The 18,702-nt window shown below is 39.9% G+C and carries 16 protein-coding genes and 1 riboswitch; of the genes, 9 read left to right on the top strand and 7 right to left on the bottom strand.

Annotation, left to right across the window (positions count from 1 at the left end; all coding sequences use genetic code 11):
- Window positions 1-319: 319 nt before the first annotated feature.
- From AC3WTB_RS09765 to AC3WTB_RS09750, 4 genes are all read left to right on the top strand, one after another.
- Complete coding sequence (locus AC3WTB_RS09765) at window positions 320-2,197, top strand: beta-glucoside-specific PTS transporter subunit IIABC (protein ID WP_126682547.1); 1,878 nt, start codon at window positions 320-322, stop codon at window positions 2,195-2,197.
- A gap of 35 nt (window positions 2,198-2,232) precedes the next feature.
- Window positions 2,233-3,075, top strand: coding sequence for a BglG family transcription antiterminator LicT (gene licT, locus AC3WTB_RS09760; protein ID WP_059377348.1), 843 nt, complete (start codon window positions 2,233-2,235; stop codon window positions 3,073-3,075).
- Between the two features lie 18 nt (window positions 3,076-3,093).
- Window positions 3,094-4,569, top strand: coding sequence for a glycoside hydrolase family 1 protein (locus AC3WTB_RS09755; RefSeq protein ID WP_058838379.1), 1,476 nt, complete (start codon window positions 3,094-3,096; stop codon window positions 4,567-4,569).
- 306 nt (window positions 4,570-4,875) lie between these two features.
- Window positions 4,876-6,069 (top strand): MFS transporter, encoded by a 1,194-nt coding sequence (locus AC3WTB_RS09750; RefSeq protein ID WP_492333661.1) that lies wholly within the window; start codon window positions 4,876-4,878, stop codon window positions 6,067-6,069.
- Between the two features lie 41 nt (window positions 6,070-6,110).
- Here AC3WTB_RS09750 and AC3WTB_RS09745 read toward each other — a convergent pair whose 3' ends face one another.
- The 3 genes from AC3WTB_RS09745 to AC3WTB_RS09735 form a co-directional block, all read right to left on the bottom strand.
- On the bottom strand, window positions 6,111-7,013 hold the full coding sequence (locus AC3WTB_RS09745; protein WP_024423990.1) for a shikimate dehydrogenase: 903 nt from the start codon (window positions 7,011-7,013) through the stop codon (window positions 6,111-6,113).
- An 18-nt stretch (window positions 7,014-7,031) separates the two neighbouring features.
- Complete coding sequence (locus AC3WTB_RS09740; protein ID WP_144493805.1) at window positions 7,032-8,213, bottom strand: MFS transporter; 1,182 nt, start codon at window positions 8,211-8,213, stop codon at window positions 7,032-7,034.
- A gap of 439 nt (window positions 8,214-8,652) precedes the next feature.
- Window positions 8,653-9,672, bottom strand: coding sequence for a LacI family DNA-binding transcriptional regulator (locus tag AC3WTB_RS09735; protein WP_268473424.1), 1,020 nt, complete (start codon window positions 9,670-9,672; stop codon window positions 8,653-8,655).
- A 264-nt stretch (window positions 9,673-9,936) separates the two neighbouring features.
- Window positions 9,937-10,016, top strand: a riboswitch (glycine riboswitch).
- 163 nt (window positions 10,017-10,179) lie between these two features.
- Here AC3WTB_RS09735 and AC3WTB_RS09730 point away from each other — a divergent pair.
- Window positions 10,180-11,526, top strand: coding sequence for an amino acid permease (locus AC3WTB_RS09730; protein WP_047203748.1), 1,347 nt, complete (start codon window positions 10,180-10,182; stop codon window positions 11,524-11,526).
- A 47-nt stretch (window positions 11,527-11,573) separates the two neighbouring features.
- On the opposite strand, the gene AC3WTB_RS09725 is transcribed toward AC3WTB_RS09730, so the two are convergent.
- Both AC3WTB_RS09725 and AC3WTB_RS09720 read right to left on the bottom strand, forming a co-directional pair.
- Window positions 11,574-12,254, bottom strand: coding sequence for a DUF3169 family protein (locus AC3WTB_RS09725; RefSeq protein WP_492333660.1), 681 nt, complete (start codon window positions 12,252-12,254; stop codon window positions 11,574-11,576).
- Window positions 12,251-12,457 carry a helix-turn-helix transcriptional regulator gene (locus AC3WTB_RS09720; protein WP_003215336.1) on the bottom strand — a complete coding sequence of 69 codons (207 nt, stop codon included), beginning with the start codon at window positions 12,455-12,457 and terminating at the stop codon, window positions 12,251-12,253. The genes AC3WTB_RS09725 and AC3WTB_RS09720 overlap by 4 nt, the downstream gene beginning before the upstream one ends.
- Window positions 12,458-12,628: 171 nt before the next feature.
- Between AC3WTB_RS09720 and AC3WTB_RS09715 the strand changes: the two genes are divergently transcribed.
- Window positions 12,629-13,252 (top strand): NUDIX hydrolase, encoded by a 624-nt coding sequence (locus AC3WTB_RS09715; RefSeq protein WP_268473428.1) that lies wholly within the window; start codon window positions 12,629-12,631, stop codon window positions 13,250-13,252.
- Window positions 13,253-13,263: 11 nt separating this feature from the next.
- Here AC3WTB_RS09715 and AC3WTB_RS09710 read toward each other — a convergent pair whose 3' ends face one another.
- On the bottom strand, window positions 13,264-13,746 hold the full coding sequence (locus AC3WTB_RS09710; protein ID WP_268473429.1) for a DUF4188 domain-containing protein: 483 nt from the start codon (window positions 13,744-13,746) through the stop codon (window positions 13,264-13,266).
- A 4-nt stretch (window positions 13,747-13,750) separates the two neighbouring features.
- The gene (locus tag AC3WTB_RS09705) at window positions 13,751-14,302 is read right to left on the bottom strand and encodes a PadR family transcriptional regulator (protein WP_047203745.1); all 552 of its coding nucleotides are present in this window, start codon (window positions 14,300-14,302) and stop codon (window positions 13,751-13,753) included.
- A 152-nt stretch (window positions 14,303-14,454) separates the two neighbouring features.
- Here AC3WTB_RS09705 and AC3WTB_RS09700 point away from each other — a divergent pair, with 152 nt between their 5' ends.
- The 3 genes from AC3WTB_RS09700 (at window position 14,455) to AC3WTB_RS09690 (ending at window position 18,702) form a co-directional block, all read left to right on the top strand.
- Window positions 14,455-15,354 (top strand): hypothetical protein, encoded by a 900-nt coding sequence (locus tag AC3WTB_RS09700; protein WP_492333659.1) that lies wholly within the window; start codon window positions 14,455-14,457, stop codon window positions 15,352-15,354.
- 193 nt (window positions 15,355-15,547) lie between these two features.
- Window positions 15,548-16,501: a hypothetical protein gene (locus tag AC3WTB_RS09695; protein WP_492333658.1), complete on the top strand. Its 954-nt coding sequence runs from the start codon at window positions 15,548-15,550 to the stop codon at window positions 16,499-16,501.
- Between the two features lie 341 nt (window positions 16,502-16,842).
- Window positions 16,843-18,702: a beta-glucoside-specific PTS transporter subunit IIABC gene (locus AC3WTB_RS09690; protein WP_492333657.1), complete on the top strand. Its 1,860-nt coding sequence runs from the start codon at window positions 16,843-16,845 to the stop codon at window positions 18,700-18,702.

Here is an 18,702-nt window from a genome sequence, read left to right as displayed (position 1 = left end):
TCATTTTCAATAGGTACGATTAGATGATATAACAGTGCTCTTTGATCTATATTTAATCAATTTATTATTGTTTTTCGAGAAAAAACATTGCTTTTGTGAAGATAATTAATTACTATAAAGATATTAACATGTTAAAAGCGGTTTCATGAAACGATGAAAATTTAAAAATAGAATAATGCGTACATTCAATAAGGCGTGTTACTGTTCGGCAGGCAAGACCTAGATTGGATGGGATATCTGTATTTGTATATTCCCACCCAATCCAGGTCTTTTTTTGTTCCCTGAGCGCCTATAATCAAAAATGAAAGCGGTGACTTTAATGAATCATAAAGACTTAGCTCAAGACATTCTAAAACATATTGGCGGAAGCGAAAATGTTCAAAATGCCATCCACTGTATGACGAGATTAAGGCTGACTTTAAAAGATTCTTCACGCGCAAACTCTGAAGAAATTAGCCGTCTTGATGGCGTCATTCAAGTAGCAGATACAGCAGGTCAGTATCAAATTATTATTGGAAATGATGTGGGTTATGTTTATAAAGAGTTTGCAAAACTGATTGATCAAAATCCGGAAGCAAGCGGACAGATTGTACAGAATAAAGATCATAGCTTGAAAGGATATTTCAATCGTTTTGCCAATTTGATCACTGGCATTTTTGCACCGATCATCCCTGCGATCGCTGGTGCAGGAATGTTGAAGGCTCTATTAATTTTATTGCCGATGCTGAACTTGATGAAAGAAGACAGCCAAACCTATTTGGTATTGAAAATCATCTCAGATGCAGCGTTCTTCTTCTTACCTATTTTGTTAGCCTATACAAGCTCACAGAAATTTGGCACAAACCCTATGGTATCAATGGCTTTGGCTGGGGTTTTGTTACATCCGAACTTAACAGCCCTGTTTAGCAGTGGTGATCCAGTTGTCTTTGCAGGCATCCCACTAAAAGCTGTTTCTTATGGAGCATCGGTTATTCCGATCATACTCATTGTTTGGCTGATGTCTTATGTAGAAAAGCTGGCAGATAAATTATCACCGGGACCTGTCAAAATCTTTATGGTTCCTTTAATTACGATGATTATTGTCGCTCCGATTGGTTTACTGTTTTTAGGGCCGCTCGGTATGTATCTTGGTGCAGGCTTAGCCGCAGGGGTCTTATGGATCCAGCAAACTGCGGGATGGGCAGCTGTTGCGATTTTAGCCGTTTTCTTACCTTTTATCGTCATGTTTGGGATGCAGAAGGTGTTCTATCCAGTTGTTATCGCCTCTCTTGCTTCACCAGGATACGACGCTCTTATCGGAGTGGCTATGCTAGCAGCGAACTTTGCGCAAGGTGGAGGTGCTTTGGCTGTTTCATTTAAAACCAAAGATCCTAAGTTAAAACAAATTGCGATGTCCGGAGGAATTTCTGCTTTATTTGGTATAACAGAACCTGCATTATACGGCGTTCATTTAAAACTTAAGAAAACATTACTCGCATGTATGATTGGAGCAGGGGTTTCAGGTATTTTTGTTGGATTGATTAAGCTAAAGGCGTTTGTCATGGTTTCACCTGGTATCGCAACAATGCCGATTTTCATTGAAAAAGGGACTTCAAACTTTACGTTTGCCATTATTGGTGCAGTCGTTTCAGCGGTCGTTGCGTTTATTGCTGTTTACATCATCGGCTTTAAAGATGCAGAAACTGAAAACATCGAGAAGAAAAATGAGCCTGTTTCCACATCAGAAAGCACAAGAAATCGTGAAGTCATTTATGCACCAATTAAAGGAGACATCATTCCTTTAGCAAAAGTGAATGATAAAGTATTCTCTGAAGAAGTGATGGGGAAAGGGGCAGCGATTCAACCTAGTGAAGGGAAAGTATTTGCTCCTTTTGATGGACAAGTAGAAATGATTTTCCATACAAATCATGCCATTGGTTTAAAATCCAACCTTGGTGTGGAAGTTCTGATTCATATTGGTATTGATACTGTAAACTTAAATGGACAATATTTTACTTCACATGTTCAAAAAGGTGATACAGTGAAACAAGGTCAACTTCTGATTGAATTTGATCAACAGAATATACAAAAGGCTGGCTATGATACAACAACACCAGTCATTATTACAAATACAGCTGATTATTTAGAAATTTTACCCCAAGAGGGAAAAACGAATCCTGTTTCTGGTCATCAGCAGCCACTTTTAACGGTCTTATAAATCGATTTTGAATGTATCCAGGAAGGTGATATGGTATGGAAATTATAAAAGTGCTGAATACCAGTGTGGTTCTCGCTAAAAGAGATGACGGTAAGGAAATCATCGTAATGGGTAAGGCGATTGGATTTAAAAATAAGCCAGGCAGTCTTATTCAAGAGTCTGATATTCAAAAGATCTATGTGCTAGAAGATCAAAGCACGTCTAATGATTTAGCTGAGCTTATGAGGGAGACCCCAGAGGAATTTTTAATCATGACAGATGAGATTATATCCTATGCGAAGCGCCGTTTATCTACACACTTAAATGAGCATCTTTATATTTCTTTAACCGATCACCTTTTCATGGCTACGAAGCGCTTTAAGGAAAATTTAACGATACAAAATCGCCTGCTGTGGGAAGTGAAGAAATTTTACCCCGAAGAATTCAGTATTGGTCTGCATGCACTAGAGCTGATTGAAAAACAGTTAGGCATTCAGCTGCCTGAAGAAGAAGCGGCGAATATTGCATTTCATCTAGTAAATGCGCAGCAGACCAAAGATAATTTAAATCAAATCGTGATGATGACTAATATGGTCAAAGACATTTTAAATATTATCAAAATGCATTATAAGATCGACATTCCGACAGATACGATTAATTACTCCAGGTTTTTAACACATTTACAGTTCTTTGTTCAGCGTTTGCTGGAGAACAAAATGCTTGAAACAGATGATCACGATCTAATTGATCAAATCATGAGGAAGTATCCTGAAGAAGTAAAATGTGTGGAGAAAATCGAGAAATATATTAAAACAAGTGTGGATTACACGATTTCCAGTGACGAAAAAATGTATTTAATTATTCATGTCAATCGAGTGGTTCAAAGAAATAACGCATAGTCTTGAGGAGGAAGAAACATGTCTAATCAAATCAGGAAATTTCCAGAAGGATTTTTATGGGGAGGCGCCATCGCGGCAAACCAAGCAGAAGGCGCATGGAATGTAGACGGAAAAGGGCTATCGACTGCTGATGTGGCGATCTTTAAAAAAGGTCTCAGTAAGTCTGATTATAAAAAGCACAACAAAGTGGATGAAGAACAAATTCAGCAAGCGATGCGTGCAGATACCGCTGAAGGTTATCCGAAACGAAGAGGTGTAGACTTTTATCATCGTTATCCTGAAGATATGGCGCTGTTCAAAGAAATGGGATTGAAGACGTTACGTGTCTCGATTGCATGGACACGTATTTTTCCAAACGGTGATGAAGAAGAGCCAAATGAAGCGGGATTATTATTTTACGACCGCCTATTCGATGAGATGAAGAAACATGATATTGAACCACTCGTTACGTTATCTCATTATGAAATGCCGCTATACTTAGTGAATCAATATGGAGGATGGTCTCATCGCATTGTCGTTGATTTCTTTGTGAAATTTAGTCGAGTTGTATTTGATCGATATAAAGATAAAGTCAAGTATTGGCTGACTTTCAATGAAATTGATAGTATTGTCCGACATCCATTTACAAGTGGTGGAATCGTTTCAGAGCGCTTTGACAATGTAGAACAGGCAGTTTATCAAGCATTGCATCATCAATTTGTTGCAAGTGCTTTGGCCGTTAAATATTGTCATGAAATGATCCCAGGGGCAAAAATAGGGTGTATGCTGACGAAATTAACAACATATCCGTATTCTTGTAATCCAAAGGATGTTCTGAAGGCATCAAAGAACAATCAGTTTAATATGTTTTTTACAGATGTACAGGTGCGTGGTGAGTATCCGCGTTTTATCAATCGACTGTTTAAAGAAAAAAACATTCACATTGAGAAACAGCTGGGAGATGACGAATTATTAAAGGTGCATACGGTTGATTTTATTTCATTCAGTTACTACAATTCCTTGGTTGCTACTGAAAATAGTGAAGGCATGGAAACTGTCAGCGGCAATACAATAGGTGGAGTGAAAAACCCATATTTAGAAGTGAGTGAATGGGGCTGGCAGATCGACCCGATTGGAATTCGTATCTCTTTAAATGATTTATACGATCGCTATCAACTACCACTATTTATAGTTGAGAATGGATTAGGTGCATACGACAAGGTGGAAGATGGAAAGATAAATGATGATTATCGGATTAGCTATCATGAGCAGCATTTCCAGCAAATGCTGGAAGCCATTGAGGATGGAGTCGAATTAATAGGTTACACCAGCTGGGGAATTCTTGATTTAATTAGTTACTCGTCATCTGAAATGGAAAAGCGATATGGGTTTATCCATGTTGATCAAGATAACGATGGAAACGGAACGTTAAATCGAACACCTAAAAAAAGCTTTTACTGGTATCAAGAAGTCATTCGTCAAAATGGGTTGAAAATGAACGATGAACAGAAATGAGACATCAGTTAAGGAGTGGCAGCTAACCACTCCTTTTTTCTATCGATGGTGTCATACGCTTGATCGATGAATTCCCCTCAAATTTAAGCAATTCACTATCTTTACCTTTCTCATTCGTATAAAATAAGAGCAGTGAAAAATTGAAGAAATGCTTGATACATGAAGGGCGTGTAAGCTGTGAGCTGCATGACATGATGAGATGTATGAACGTGAAGGCTGCAAAGCTGTTCTTCCTCACATATGAGATCTTGTAAGCGTAACCATTATTTGTCACTTCATTGCGATGGTGTTGAGGGGTGTGTCAGGATGAGGAATCCGTATGTGAGAACGGCTTCTAGTCTGTATATTAATTACTTTTTATTAGGTATGGTCAATATTATTTTGGCTTCAAATATGCCATTTTTAATCGAACAATTAGATACCAATAGTGCGGGAATTAGTTATATGATTTCGGCGCTTGGCATTGGCAGGGTGCTCACGTATGGTTTATCAGGCGTACTGTCAGATCGTTTCGGGCGGAAGCCGGTCATTTTGGTTTCTGGTGTGCTGATGGCGGTGTTCCTCATCGGAATCCCATTGTCTCCGAATTATCAAATCGCGTTTGCGTTTGCGATTTTGGCAGGGGTCGCGAATTCGGCAATGGATGCAGGAACGTATCCTGCGTTAATGGAGGCTTTTCCGCAAAACTCAGGATCTGCGAATGTGATGGTGAAGGCCTTTATCTCCATTGGGGCCACCATTTTGCCACTGGCGATTTACTTTTTAGCAGAGCATGATTTGTTTTATGGAATTTCATTTTTTGTTCCTGCTCTGATCTATCTTGTGAATGTCTTGATGCTGTGGACCTTACCATTTCCGAATCATCGTAAGGTGGAGCAAGTCCAGGTAACGAAGCATGATGGACTTCCGCGCTTCTCGACAGAGCCTACATTTTGGAGGGAAGGGATCGCACTCATTTTGATCAGCTTTACGTCAAATGGGCTGTATGCACTGCCGCAAATTTGGCTTCCTACGTACGGTGAGACCATCTTGGGGATGGCATCGGGCAGTGCTGTGAAACTGCTCAGTTACTATAGCATGGGCGGGCTGCTGTCTGTCGTAATGCTCGCATTTCTGCTGCGCCGTTTTGTCCGTCCGGTCACTGTGCTACTGATCTATCCAATCATTACACTTGTTTCTATTTGTGTGCTCTTGGTCGTGAAATCCCCAGTGATAGGAACCGTCAATGCTTTTGTATTAGGATTTTCAACAGCAGGAGTTTTTCAGCTAACGTTAACTGTGATGGCTGAATTCTTCTGGAAAAATAAAGGAACGATGACTGGGATTATCTCCACAGCGGGCGGCGTGTCGGCTATCGTCATCCCGGTCGTAACAGGGTTAATTCAGAGTCACGCGTCCATTTTACAAATCTTTATGTTCGATGCAGTGGTGGCTGTTGCAGCCATTATCGGCGCACTGTATATCCTGTATCGCTACCGTCAAGTTATGGTACATGATTAAAAAAAGACGACCTCCGCTTAGGAAGTCGTCTTTTTTTTGTTTTAGAAACGGTCATTTTCAAAAAGAATTTGTTTTACTTGATCAACTGGCATATCTTCACCAGTAAAGAGTTTGTAAGCAAGTGCTCCTTGCCATAACATCATTCCAAGACCGTTAATCGTTTTGGCGCCAGCTTCCTGTGCTTGTGCAAGAAGCTTTGTTTTTTGCGGGTTGTATACGACATCTGTCACGATCAAATCTTCACGAAGTACATCAAGTGTATCATCGATAATGCTGAGCTGATCTAGTGGTTTCATGCCAAGGCTTGTCCCGTTTGCCAGGATCGCACTTTCTGCTACTTCACGGCGGAAAGCGTCTTTGTCTTCAAGTGGGAAAATGTTTGCTTTGACACCGAAAGATTTCATTTCGTTGTTGATGTAATTTACATTTTCTTCTGCTTGAACAAAGTATTGGTCATTACGAGCAAAAATACTAATTTCACGAATACCGGACTGTGCAAGCTGAATCGCAATCGGAGTTGCCGCGCCACCAGAGCCAACAAGTGTGACTTTTTTGCCGGCTAATTCAACGCCATGCTCAATCAAGTTTCTCACATATCCAAGACCATCTGTGTTGTAGCCGATGAGCTTACCATCTTTGTTTACTACAGTGTTACTTGCACGTGTATATCTTGCAGAATCATCTAGTTCGTCTAAGTAATCTAGTACTTTCATTTTGTTCGGCATAGAGACGTTAAATCCAGCTGCACCCATTGCTTTCATACCGTTTACGGCTGCTTCTAGTTCATCGTTCCCTACTTCAAATGCGAGGTAAGCATAGTTGATACCTGTTAGTGTATAGCCAAGGTTATGCATACGTGGTGAAAGGCTGTGTCCGATTGGTGTAGCAAGAAGACCGACTAATTTTGTTTTTCCATCAATATTTCGTTCATGTATGTTTGTCATGATTGACATCTCCTTTAATTATCTAAATAATTTTTTCATGCGTCCAAGAACAAAGACCGCTAGTAATACGCTAATAACCGCAATGATCATATCGAAAAATAACGTCATTTTAATATCGTACGTGCTGACCAACCCACTTGTAATGAGCGGCACGAGAATAAACGCTGAGCTTGCCGCAATATTAACGTAGGATGAAGCCGTTGCTTTGTTTGTCGGGAACAATTTCATCATAATACTCATCGCCAGCTGGAAGATTCCTGCTGTAAATAGCCCTAAGAAGAAGGTGCTGACAATGACAATGCTGTACGTTTCGATTTGGAAAAGTGAAAGCATTGCAAGGAACGCCCCAATTGGATAAATGATTGCCACCATAATCGGTGAAATGAATTTATCTAAGACGATCGAAAGCAAGAGAACAGATACGAGTGCACCAATACTAAAATAAGATAGAAGCTGTGTGGCTTGTCCTGTGCCAAGTCCGATTAATTTTAACCCGAGCTGCGGAAGCCATGTCTGCCATACGACAAACAATGCAGTCGACGTGAATCCCATAAGAACAACGGCTAAGCCTTCACCAAGCATTTTTGGTTCTTCCTTCAGCTGGTCCTGTACTGGAAGAGCATCTTGTGAAGAAACTTGCTTATGGTTCGGGAATGGCATAAAGAGTAAGTAAATTCCTACAAGTAAATAAAGAAGCCCTAGTCCAAAGAACGCCCAGCCCCAGAAGATGTCATGTGCCACTAGGTACGCCAAGATAAATGGAAGAACAGTCGCCCCAATGGATACAGACGCTTTTACTAAAACAGAAGCCGAACTTGCTTTTTTCGGAAATGACTCTGTCAAAGCAGGGTAGGTTCCTGAATCAAGCAGTGAGTTGGCAATACCTGCTGAAATCGCAAAGATAAATGCCAGTGTATAACTCGTTGTCGTTGGAATACCGATTAAGAATAATAAGTAAAGAAAATTTCCTGTAATAATGACAGGCTTACGTCCCCAGCTATCGGCTAACCGACCTGAGAAAAAGAGAGCAATGAGTTTACCAATTCCGATCGCCGATACAAGCAAGCTGATTTTCGGAATATCTACATGGTAGCGTTCAGATAAGCTGTCCATGTTGGAAGCTACAATAATATTGATCATGCCAAGCATGAAGTAGTTTAAATACATGCCAAGTGACGATTTAATATAAGGATTTTTCATGTTCCCACTCCTATATTTGAAACCCCTTTAAGGTCAAATTCTTTGTATACCCTTTGTTATTGTTTCCTTCAAAATGAATAATATGAAGCCCATCACAACACCCCTTATTGATGAAAAAATAATGAATATTCATCTGTTCTCCAATTAAGTACATCGTTCTACTAAAATGTAAAAAATAATAACAGCCTTGATTAGGAAGTGAAACTTCATGATTTGATCAGAATCATAAAAAATCACTTTTAACTGTTTTTTGATAGAAATAACGATATGACGAAATAGGTATAACGATATACTAAAAGAAGCAACGAGATAAATATACTCCTGCATTTTAAATGTGTCAAGTTTATGACTTTGTGATTTAAAAAAAGAAAAATGAAACAAAGAAATAGTTGACTTGTTCAATAAAAAAAGAGAATTGCTGCACACAATTCTCTTTTCATCATGATGGAGAGGTTTCTCTAATATGAAGTTGAGGCTTTAAAATCAATCGCTGCAGCTCTTCATCCTGCTCGTGCATTTTATGATATAAAAGGTTCGCTGCTTTTGCCCCGATGGATCGGGGGAAGGAAGAAACAGTGGTGAGCGGCGGATGGTACATCTCCGCTTCAGGAACATTATCGAATCCAACCACATCAATATCTTCACCTGGCTGGATGCCCCGTGCTGATAGTTCTTGCATGACTCCAAATGCAACTAAGTCACTAAAACAAAAAATAGCGGTAGGAGGCTCGGATTGATCCATCACTTGAGCGAGTGCTTCTTTCCCGCCTTCACGAGTAGGTACGATATCAATAATAAGGGAATCATCAATTGCCGCATTTTCTTCGTCATGGGCTCTTTTGAAACCTTTCATCCGCTCAATCCAAGTCGATGAGGTCTTGATCCCCCCTAAGAAGGCGATGCGCCGATGTCCCTTTTGAAGAAGATGATGAACCGCCATCCAAGTACCTTGTTCATAATCAACACCGACATAATCACATTGCACATCTGATAATTCACGATTTGCCAGTACTTTTGGCGTGCGAATTTGATTTAATTGTTTGACGGTTCGAGCAGAGCTTTTCGAAGCTGGGTTTAAAATAATTCCGCCCACTCGGTGCTCTACCATGGTGGAAATGAGCCGCTCCTGTTTGTCGACACTGTCAAAGGTCGTACCAAGTAAAACGGTATAGCCCAATGATTCAAGCGTGGTTTGCACGCCAATTAAAAACTCCGAAATAAAGGTGTTAGAAATATCCGTCACAATCACACCAACGATATTTGAGCTTTTTGACCGCATGTTGGCAGCAACGCGGTCGTATACGTATCCTAAATCCTCCATGGATTGAAGCACTTTGTTTCGAGTGGCTTCAGAAATTCTAGGATTGTTTCGAACAACGAGTGATGCCGTTGAAGTCGAGACACCGGCATGCTTGGCGACTTCCTGTAATGTGACACGCTGTTTGTTCATTTTTTTCATTTATCTTCACCAACTTCAATGGATTGCCTAACTTTGTTCATGATCAAGAGGGATTTCTCCATCAGACGAGCCGAACATCTTTTGGTTTATTATACATGAATTAGGGGGGATTGATGAAGTGAAGACATATGGGTATCACTGTAAATCATAAAAGATTACCATTGACAGCTTTCTGATTGAGGCGTAAAATATAAAATTATTCAGAAATAGCAACATTTTAATTAAATAACGAAGGCTATGATTGCTGTGGGTCACACTATAGCAGGAGCAGCTTCTGGAGAGACCGCATGTATGTGCGGCGCCGAAGGGTTCACAATCTCAGGCAAAAGGACAGAAGAGTACGAAATATTGTATTTGTGATACATGGATGATGCCGTGTATTACTTTTCTCTATTTTGCTATTCTTTTATGACCGTGAGATTGGAGCGCATCCAATCTCTTTTTTTATGGACTTTTTAAAGAGTTCATTATTTCAGTATAAGATCGTGTCGTAGGAGGGTGTTAGCATTGGCACAACAAGAATTAAAACGAGATTTATCAAACCGTCATGTACAATTGATTGCCATTGGCGGAACCATTGGAACAGGGCTGTTTTTAGGCTCTGGAAAAGCCATTCAATTGGCAGGTCCATCAATCATTTTTGCTTATTTAATTGTCGGAATGGCCATCTTTTTTGTCATGAGGGCACTTGGAGAATTGCTTCTATCGAAGGCAGGCTATCAGTCATTAACCGATATTGCAGAGGACTATCTCGGCCCGTGGGCATCTTTTGTGACAGGGTGGACATATTGGTTTTGCTGGATTATGACAGCGATGGCGGATGTCATTGCGGTTGGGGTGTATGTACAGTATTGGTTTGACATTCCGCAATGGATTCCTGCCATCATTTGTTTGTTGATTTTACTAGGATTGAATCTACTAACAGTGAAGCTTTTCGGAGAAATGGAATTTTGGTTTGCACTCATTAAAGTGATTACGATTCTATTATTGATCGGTGTTGGAATTGTTCTTTTAATCATTGGTTTTCAAACCGATGCCGGACCGGTGACAGTAACGAATTTATGGTCTCATGGCGGGTTATTCCCGAATGGTGTCACAGGCTTCTTGCTGTCATTCCAGATGGTGATTTTTGCGTATGTGGGAGTTGAACTGGTTGGCGTATCCGCAGCAGAAACAGCCAATCCGCAAAAAAACATTCCCTCTGCGATTAATAAGATTCCATTAAGAATTCTATTTTTCTATGTGGGTGCGATCTTTGTTTTACTATGTATCAACCCATGGACTGAGCTCAGTGCATCAGAAAGTCCTTTTGTGAAAACCTTTGGGCTCATTGGGATACCAGTAGCAGCGGGGCTTATCAATTTTGTTGTGTTGACGTCTGCGGCATCAGCTTGTAATAGCGGCATGTTCTCGACAAGCCGTATTCTGTATAATCTCAGTCATCAAAAGCAGGGGCCAGCTTCCTTTGGACGTTTGAACAAGCACGCTGTCCCTAGTAATGCGCTATTCGTTTCAACGATTGTAGTATCGGTCGGTGCTCTTTTAAGCAAGCTGATTCCCGAACAAGCCTTTGGGATTGTTACGACGATTAGTGCCATTTGTTTCATTTGGGTATGGAGTATTATTTTAATTTGTCATTTGAAATATAAAAAAACACGGCCTGAACTGCATGCAGCATCTACCTTTAAAGCACCGTTCACACCTTTTGTGAATATTTGCGTTCTTGCGCTCTTTGCAGCCATTCTCGTGATCATGCTCTTCGCAGATGCAACACGTCCTGCGCTACTATTGACACCGGTATGGTTTGGTTTCTTATTTTTGATTTATGCACGAAAGAAACGCCGTGCTTCGTAACGGACGGAAAAAGCACAGCCTTTTGACAGAGCTGTGCTTTTTATCATTTAACGATTTCTAATCTTTAGCACATAATTTGCATTCAAAATGATCAAAACAACCCCAATGACCACGATCGAGAACAGCTGAGAGTGATTGGCTCCAAGGGAATACACAATCAAAATAAACATGGCACTGGTCAATAGAATATTCATCATTTGATACGTGTGAAACAGTCCGCCAAGCATGACATGCTTTTCCCCTTCGTCTGAAATGGCGAGCAGCTTTTTACTATAGTCTTTGTCGGACGGATTTGGCAGATTGCGATTAGGATAGACAAGTTTGAGGACGGATATCGCTGCATAAGAACTGATAATGGTGACGATAAATAAAGCAGCATTGACCAGAATCAACCAGAGTGGCTGCTCGGTGACGATGGTTATACCGATGGCAATAATGGACAAAATCGTACTCACCGTATTGGCTAATGTCGAATCAGTAAAGGTCCGATATTGCTTTGCCTCCAGTTCATCTTCCTCATCTCCAGAGACCGAAAGAGACACTCTTTTTTTCATACGTGAAATCCCTGAAAAACAATAAATAATCAATAAAATTGTCACTCCACTGATAACAAGAGTCGCTTCAAATGCAATATCAAGAAGTGTCATCTCAAATTCGGCTGCCAGCAGACAATAAGCACCGAGAAAGCCAAGGAGAGCACCTAAGAGCATTTTGTATACAGTTTTCATGATAGTTCATCCTCCTCGAATAGAAAAATACGTTCAATGGGTTCCTGAAAAATTCGTGAAAGCTTAACAGCGAGCAAGAGAGACGGCATTAATTCATCACGTTCCATTAAGCTGATGGTTTGACGAGAGACCTTTGCACGTTTCGCAAGCTCAGTTTGGTTTAAACCATCACGCGCACGAAGCTCTTTTAACCGATTTTTCATTCTGTCACCTCAAGTTTTAATTGAAATCTTTCCTTGATTGTAAAGTATTATATTCAATTTGACAAGTAAAGTTGTCAAATTGATAAAAATTATTGTCAGAAAGATCATCTTTATTGAAAAGGTGAACCATGATACGCTAAAGGAAAGAGAAACAGAAAACAGGTGATGGCCGTGTTCATTGATCAATTAAAAAATGACTTACATCAATCACAACCGTTGTTCATTGGAGAAGAGACAGCGTTCAAAGCAGCAGTCCTTATCCCTTTAGTACAAGTAAATGGAGAATGGCATATATTATTTGAGGTACGATCGCTGACGATGAGAAAACAGCCGGGGGATATTAGCTTTCCTGGGGGCAAGCTCGACGGCAGTGAAACAGCACAGGAAGCTGCACTGCGAGAAACACATGAAGAGCTGGGTATCCCGCCAGAATCGGTCGAAATCGTTGGGCAGCTCAGTCCTTATATCGCTTCTCCATCCTTTGTCGTATACCCATATGTCGGTATCATTGATGAGCAAAAAGTGAAACACTCCTTTAATCAAGAAGAAGTAGAAGAGACCTTTACCGTGCCTCTATCATGGCTCAGCCAATATGAGCCGTACCTACATCATGTATCCGTTCAGCCAACACCAGGAGAGGACTTCCCTTATGAAAAAATCATGAATGGTGAAAAATACAGCTGGGGGAGCCGTTCAATCGAGGAATGGTTTTATGATTACGAAAACTACACCATATGGGGATTAACAGCCCGCATATTAAAGCATTTTGTATCTGTTGCAAAAAGAAATTCCTAGAGAATCGCTCTCTAGGAATTTGTTGTATTCAGACGTTCCTTCGCTGTTTGTTTTCCTTTGTCAATTGGAATAGGCGCTCTCGCTTGGCTCAGTCCGTAGGAAGGCATGTTCACGTAGACGGATTCATACGAGCCGGCTTGAATTTGGTATGTTTCATGATAAATTCCGACCGCATCATTATTTCGTGCCATTTGGTTAAATCTTTTCCAAGCAGCCAAATGCTTCTCCATCTTGGCATAGGCAAGGAGGTCATCTGTTGATTTCCAATATTGAATCATTGCTGTCGTGCGTAATCCAAAGTAATTCTCTGTCCCAAGAAACCCTAGCTCCTCTTGATGGGTATACAGCTCCTTGATCATGCCAGGCATCGCCATGAACACAGGCATCCATTGATGAATGGCCCAGCGTTTGTTGATCCTCATTCCGATAATGAACACCACAATCGAATCAGAATTGTCCGTTGTAAATCTGCCAGCACGTATGTCTTTTTTCATTCATTTACCCTTCCTTCTTCATCGAATGGAATGTCTCCACGCACCAATCAATTCCTGCTTGAGCCACTCTTTTCCCATAATCTAAAGTAAACAGCCAATACTTCGCATCCGCTTCATCTGGGTAAAGCTCTTGAATGTTTTGTTCAATCGCAACATATGTCTCATAACGAATACGGAGCTGCCTCTCATAATCCTGTAAAAGCGCTAGTTTTTTCTCAAACGAAAGATATTGACCGAAGAATAACTTTAATAACACCTCATTACGCTCTGTTGGTAACTGATCGAGCGGCTGCGCCAGCCATTCTCTTAACGTGTCCAGTCCTTTTTCAGTCAAATGATATTCCCGCTTGTCTGAGCGACCAGAGCTAGCAGCAGGTGAAACCTCCGCAAGGCCTTCCTCGACTATTAACTTTAAAGCTGGATAAATTTGTCCATAACTGATTTTCCAAAAATGATGCAAGCTCCTATCAATTAATTGCTTCACTTCGTACCCTGACTTACAATCTGTCGTTAAAATACCTAAAATCGCATACGTCGTATCATTGTATTTTTTCATATCAACACACCTATCTAAAAGATATATCTTTTAGATATATAATAAATGATGTGGAGTGGCAGATACAAGGGGTTGTTGAAAAAAATTCGATAAAGGAGGTGACTCACTCATATATTGATAGAAAAAATTAAATTCTGTCGGTGGAGGTATGTATGAATAGATCGAAAATCTGGATCGTGGCAATTCTAGCGGTACTAATCATGGGTGCTGTCAGCTGGATAGCATATCAAGCAAATGCAAAAAAGAGTGTATTGAATCAATCTTACGCCTTTGCATATAAGACAAAGGATCATGTGAACTGGTTCAAAGTAACGGAGAAAAAAGGAAAAGTCACAGGTCATCTGAATGAAACCATTTTGGAGGAAAATCCAAAAAGGCATTTTGATCCTAATCTATTTATCAACAAATATAAATTAACCGGCAAAACGATTGAAAACGGTTACGAATTTCAAGTGAAGCAAGGGAAAGAGACGGTCACATATGAAGTTCACCCTGTTGAAAAAGATCTTTCTGTGAAAAAACAAGGTGAAAAACAAAGCATCACATACAAAGCAGTTGATCAAACAAAACTACGAGCTGTACAAAAGGACATTCATGACCGATATGATGAACTGATGGATGACACAGAGAATAGATTTTATGATTATGTAAGAAACTTCATCAAGAAAGTAACGGGTACTTACGGTTATTTGTACACGTCAGAGGATGGTTCATATCAGCTATTTCTACAAGTAAAACGCATGCATATTGAGTCTGAATGGTCAGGATCTTTTCTGATGAGAACCGTTCCTGGAGATAGTAGTGAAACTTATAAAGAAACAAAATATGAGGCCAGAGGTATTTCGGACGGTATGATGTTTGATTTGGTCACTTACCCTGGAATTGGAACTGAAAATGATTTTATTGTAGGTGAAACCGATCGAGACGCAACCTCAATTAAGCTTCCTTTTAAAATGGCAGGCGGTACAATAGAATTTAAAGCTGTCACGAAAGAGGAATATCAAGAACAAACGGAAGCATTTAAAAAGCAGGCTGAAGAAAAGAAAAAATAGACCGTATTGGATCAGGTGAATATGGGGTTAACATTTCTAACTTCTCCATGAAAAAAGGAAAATGCTTTGCATAGATTTAAGTCGTTATCGCAAATATTCTAAGATCTATTTTCAAACTAATAAGGATTTAGTTGAAAAAATGGTGAAATATTGTTGAGGTGGATTTCTCAATTATATATTAGAGGAGGTACGTATGAGCAAATTGAAAATGTGGGTCGTGTCTATCCTGGCCGTACTCATCTTGGGTGGAGGCGGCTGGACAGCATATCAAGCAATCGCACAAAAAAATTCATTGAATCATTCCTATGCATTTGCGTATAAAACTCAGGATAGACTGAGCTGGTTTGAGGTATTTGAGAACAAAGGGAAAGTAACAGGCCATTTGAATGAAAGATATATAGAAGAAATTTGGTGGGACCCTCAATTATATAAAAAACAATATGTCATAACCGGCCATTCAAAAGAAAATGGGTATGAATTTCAAATGAAAAAAGGAAAAGAAACGATCATATACGAAGTTCATTTTTCGGGGAAAAACCTTTCTGTGAAAAAACAAGGCGAGAAGCAAAGCACGATTTATAAAGCAATCAATCAAAAAAAGCTAGATACGTATCAAAAAAAGATTCAAAATCGACATCAAAATCTAGTTGATTCATCAGAAACTAGATATTATGAAAATATGAGACACTTCAGGGATAAAGTGGCGAAAGTATATGGTTTTCTATATACGGCAGAGGATAAACAACTATTTTTACAAGTGGAAAGCATGCATGTTGAGAATGGATGGGACGGCTCCTTTTTAATAACAACTGTTTCTGAAGAAGGTTGTAAGCCCTATAAAGAAATGAAAATAGAGGTCGGGGGCTTTACTGATGGGGCAGGATTTTTCGAAATGAGCTATGATCCTATAATTGAAGATGGTGTCATTATAGGTTCGACTGATCGAGATGCAAAATCAGTAAAGCTGCCAATTAAAAAGACAGACGGTACAGTAGAGTTAAAAGCTTTCACGAGGAAGGAATATAAAAAACTCCCTAAACCATATATCATGACAGGCGATTCAGTAGAGTTAAAAGCTGTCACGAAAAAGGAATATGAAAAACAAGCGAAAGCATTTAAAAAGAAGGCAGAAGAAAAGAGAAAATAGATGAATTTAAACCAGATGAGTGAATCAACTTATCTGGTTTTTTGTGGAGAAAAATATTGTTGATTGATGATAGAAGGAACAAAAGAGTAGAAGGTTTCCTATAAGTGAATAGAGAAAAGTATTTTAGGTATATAGACCCCAATAATTTTTAGAAAAATAAATGTTGACGCTTTCATATAATGCATATATACTAAAAACAAATCCAATATCAATAAATTAGACATGTGACTGGTCATGCAGGCAGGATCTAAAAACGATGAATTTTTCTTTTATTTGTCGTTTTAGGTCCTTTTTTTATTGCCAAAATATAGGTCTCATGTATGAGAAAAGGGGGAGGAAAAATGAATTACACACAAGTTGCCAAAGACGTTTTACAGCATGTAGGTGGCAAAGAAAACATTGCGCACCTTGAGCATTGTTCAACAAGACTTCGCTTCACACTCATTGATCAGAAAAAAGCAGATGTACCAGCACTGGAAAAAACACCGGGTGTCATAGCTGTCAGAATGACAGGACAATGCCAAGTAGTCATTGGGAATGACGTCATTGAAGTGTATCAAAAGGTAACAAATTTAATAGGCAGCAGCTCATCAAGCCAAGACGTGCCATCCAATCAGCCAAAAGAAAAAAGAAAAGCAGGCACAGTTCTGTTAGATTTCATTGTCGGTGTCTTTCAGCCGCTTGTACCAGCTATCGCAGGCGGAGGAATTTTAAAATCATTTCTTCTCCTTTTCTCTTTATTAGGCTGGATGGATGCAAAGGGACAAACCTATCAAATACTGAACATGGTAGGTGACGCACCACTTTACTTTCTGCCTTTACTAGTTGCTGTAACGACGGCGAATAAACTAAAAGTAAACCCACTGGTCGCACTATCAGCAGTCGGTGCGCTTCTTCTGCCGAACATGACGGCGATGCTTACAGAAGGTGCACAATTACTGTCATTCGATGTGAAAAATATAGCTTATGCGTATCAAGTGTTTCCGGCAATCCTTTCTGTATTGCTTTACGCGCAAATGGAAAAATTCTTTACACGGTTTTCACCAAAACCAATTCGGATTTTCTTCGTTCCGATGATGTCATTGGTCATTACTGTACCAGTTACGCTACTTCTGTTAGGACCGATTGGTTTTACAGCGGGGCAAGGTTTTTCATCTATTATTCTTGCGATGTTTAATACGGTAGGTTGGGTAGCTGTCGCCATTTTAGCAGCGGTCCTCCCATTCATGGTTGCATCGGGCATGCATAAAGCAATGGTTCCTTATGCAGTCACAACGATGGGAACCCTTGGGAAAGAAGCACTTTACTTACCGGCATCACTTGCGCATAATATTGCGGAAAGTGGAGCGTGTTTCGCTGTGGCACTTCGAACAAAAGACAAGGTACTTAGATCAACAGCCATTTCGGCAGGGATATCAGCCTTTTTTGGCATCACAGAGCCAGCGCTGTATGGTGTGACACTGCAAAATAAGCGAGTTCTAGGAAGTGTTATGATTGGTTCGTTTGTTGGCGGAATTTTCATTGGATTAGTTGGTATACAAGCCTTTGTGCTTGTTGGCCCTGGTTTAGCAAGCATGTCGATGTTTATATCAGATGAGCTCCCGCGAAATCTGATGTTTGCTATCATTGGAGCGGTCATTTCGTTTATTGTCGCCTTTATCGCTGCTTTTATATTAGGTAAAGATCGAACAGTAGAAGAAAAGACAAAGGATCAAGCTGGGTTTGCTGAAAAAATTGGAGCAGGCGAAACATTCAAAAGCCCTGTGATTGGCCAAATGATCTCTCTATCCGAAGTGAAAGATGATATTTTCTCTTCAAAGGTCATGGGAGAAGGAATTGCCATTGTACCTTCAAAAGGAGCACTTTATGCACCTGTAGATGGAGAGGTAACCTTGCTGTTCGAAACAAACCATGCACTTGGTATGAAAACGGACCATGGAGTTGAAGTATTATTCCACATCGGCATTGACACCGTTCAGTTGGAAGGGCAGTATTTCCATCCAAAAGTACAGGCTGGAGATCGTGTTCAAGCGGGTGATTTATTGATTGAATTTGATCTAGAAAAAATCATGGAAGCAGGATATGATCCAGTAACACTTGCTGTAGTCACAAATACAGATCAATATGATATTAAGGTACAGCCATTACAAGAGGTCAATCGTCAAGATACATTGATGGTTGTTACACAATTAGGAGGCTAA

Source organism: Bacillus sp. EB106-04-04-XG123 (assembly GCF_058791855.1).
The sequence above is the reverse complement of the archived record's forward strand: the minus strand, read 5'-3'. Positions and strand labels throughout refer to the sequence as shown.

What these genes read in the sequence shown, in the direction of transcription:
- AC3WTB_RS09765 (WP_126682547.1), top strand. Translation starts at nt 320, where the DNA reads ATGAATCATAAAGACTTAGCTCAAGACATTCTAAAACATATTGGCGGA.
- AC3WTB_RS09755 (WP_058838379.1), top strand. Translation starts at nt 3,094, where the DNA reads ATGTCTAATCAAATCAGGAAATTTCCAGAAGGATTTTTATGGGGAGGC.
- AC3WTB_RS09710 (WP_268473429.1), bottom strand. Translation starts at nt 13,746, where the DNA reads ATGAAAAAAGACATACGTGCTGGCAGATTTACAACGGACAATTCTGAT.
- licT (WP_059377348.1), top strand. Translation starts at nt 2,233, where the DNA reads ATGGAAATTATAAAAGTGCTGAATACCAGTGTGGTTCTCGCTAAAAGA.
- AC3WTB_RS09750 (WP_492333661.1), top strand. Translation starts at nt 4,876, where the DNA reads ATGAGGAATCCGTATGTGAGAACGGCTTCTAGTCTGTATATTAATTAC.
- AC3WTB_RS09720 (WP_003215336.1), bottom strand. Translation starts at nt 12,457, where the DNA reads ATGAAAAATCGGTTAAAAGAGCTTCGTGCGCGTGATGGTTTAAACCAA.
- AC3WTB_RS09740 (WP_144493805.1), bottom strand. Translation starts at nt 8,213, where the DNA reads ATGAAAAATCCTTATATTAAATCGTCACTTGGCATGTATTTAAACTAC.
- AC3WTB_RS09745 (WP_024423990.1), bottom strand. Translation starts at nt 7,013, where the DNA reads ATGACAAACATACATGAACGAAATATTGATGGAAAAACAAAATTAGTC.
- AC3WTB_RS09725 (WP_492333660.1), bottom strand. Translation starts at nt 12,254, where the DNA reads ATGAAAACTGTATACAAAATGCTCTTAGGTGCTCTCCTTGGCTTTCTC.
- AC3WTB_RS09705 (WP_047203745.1), bottom strand. Translation starts at nt 14,302, where the DNA reads ATGAAAAAATACAATGATACGACGTATGCGATTTTAGGTATTTTAACG.
- AC3WTB_RS09735 (WP_268473424.1), bottom strand. Translation starts at nt 9,672, where the DNA reads ATGAAAAAAATGAACAAACAGCGTGTCACATTACAGGAAGTCGCCAAG.
- AC3WTB_RS09700 (WP_492333659.1), top strand. Translation starts at nt 14,455, where the DNA reads ATGAATAGATCGAAAATCTGGATCGTGGCAATTCTAGCGGTACTAATC.
- AC3WTB_RS09695 (WP_492333658.1), top strand. Translation starts at nt 15,548, where the DNA reads ATGAGCAAATTGAAAATGTGGGTCGTGTCTATCCTGGCCGTACTCATC.
- AC3WTB_RS09690 (WP_492333657.1), top strand. Translation starts at nt 16,843, where the DNA reads ATGAATTACACACAAGTTGCCAAAGACGTTTTACAGCATGTAGGTGGC.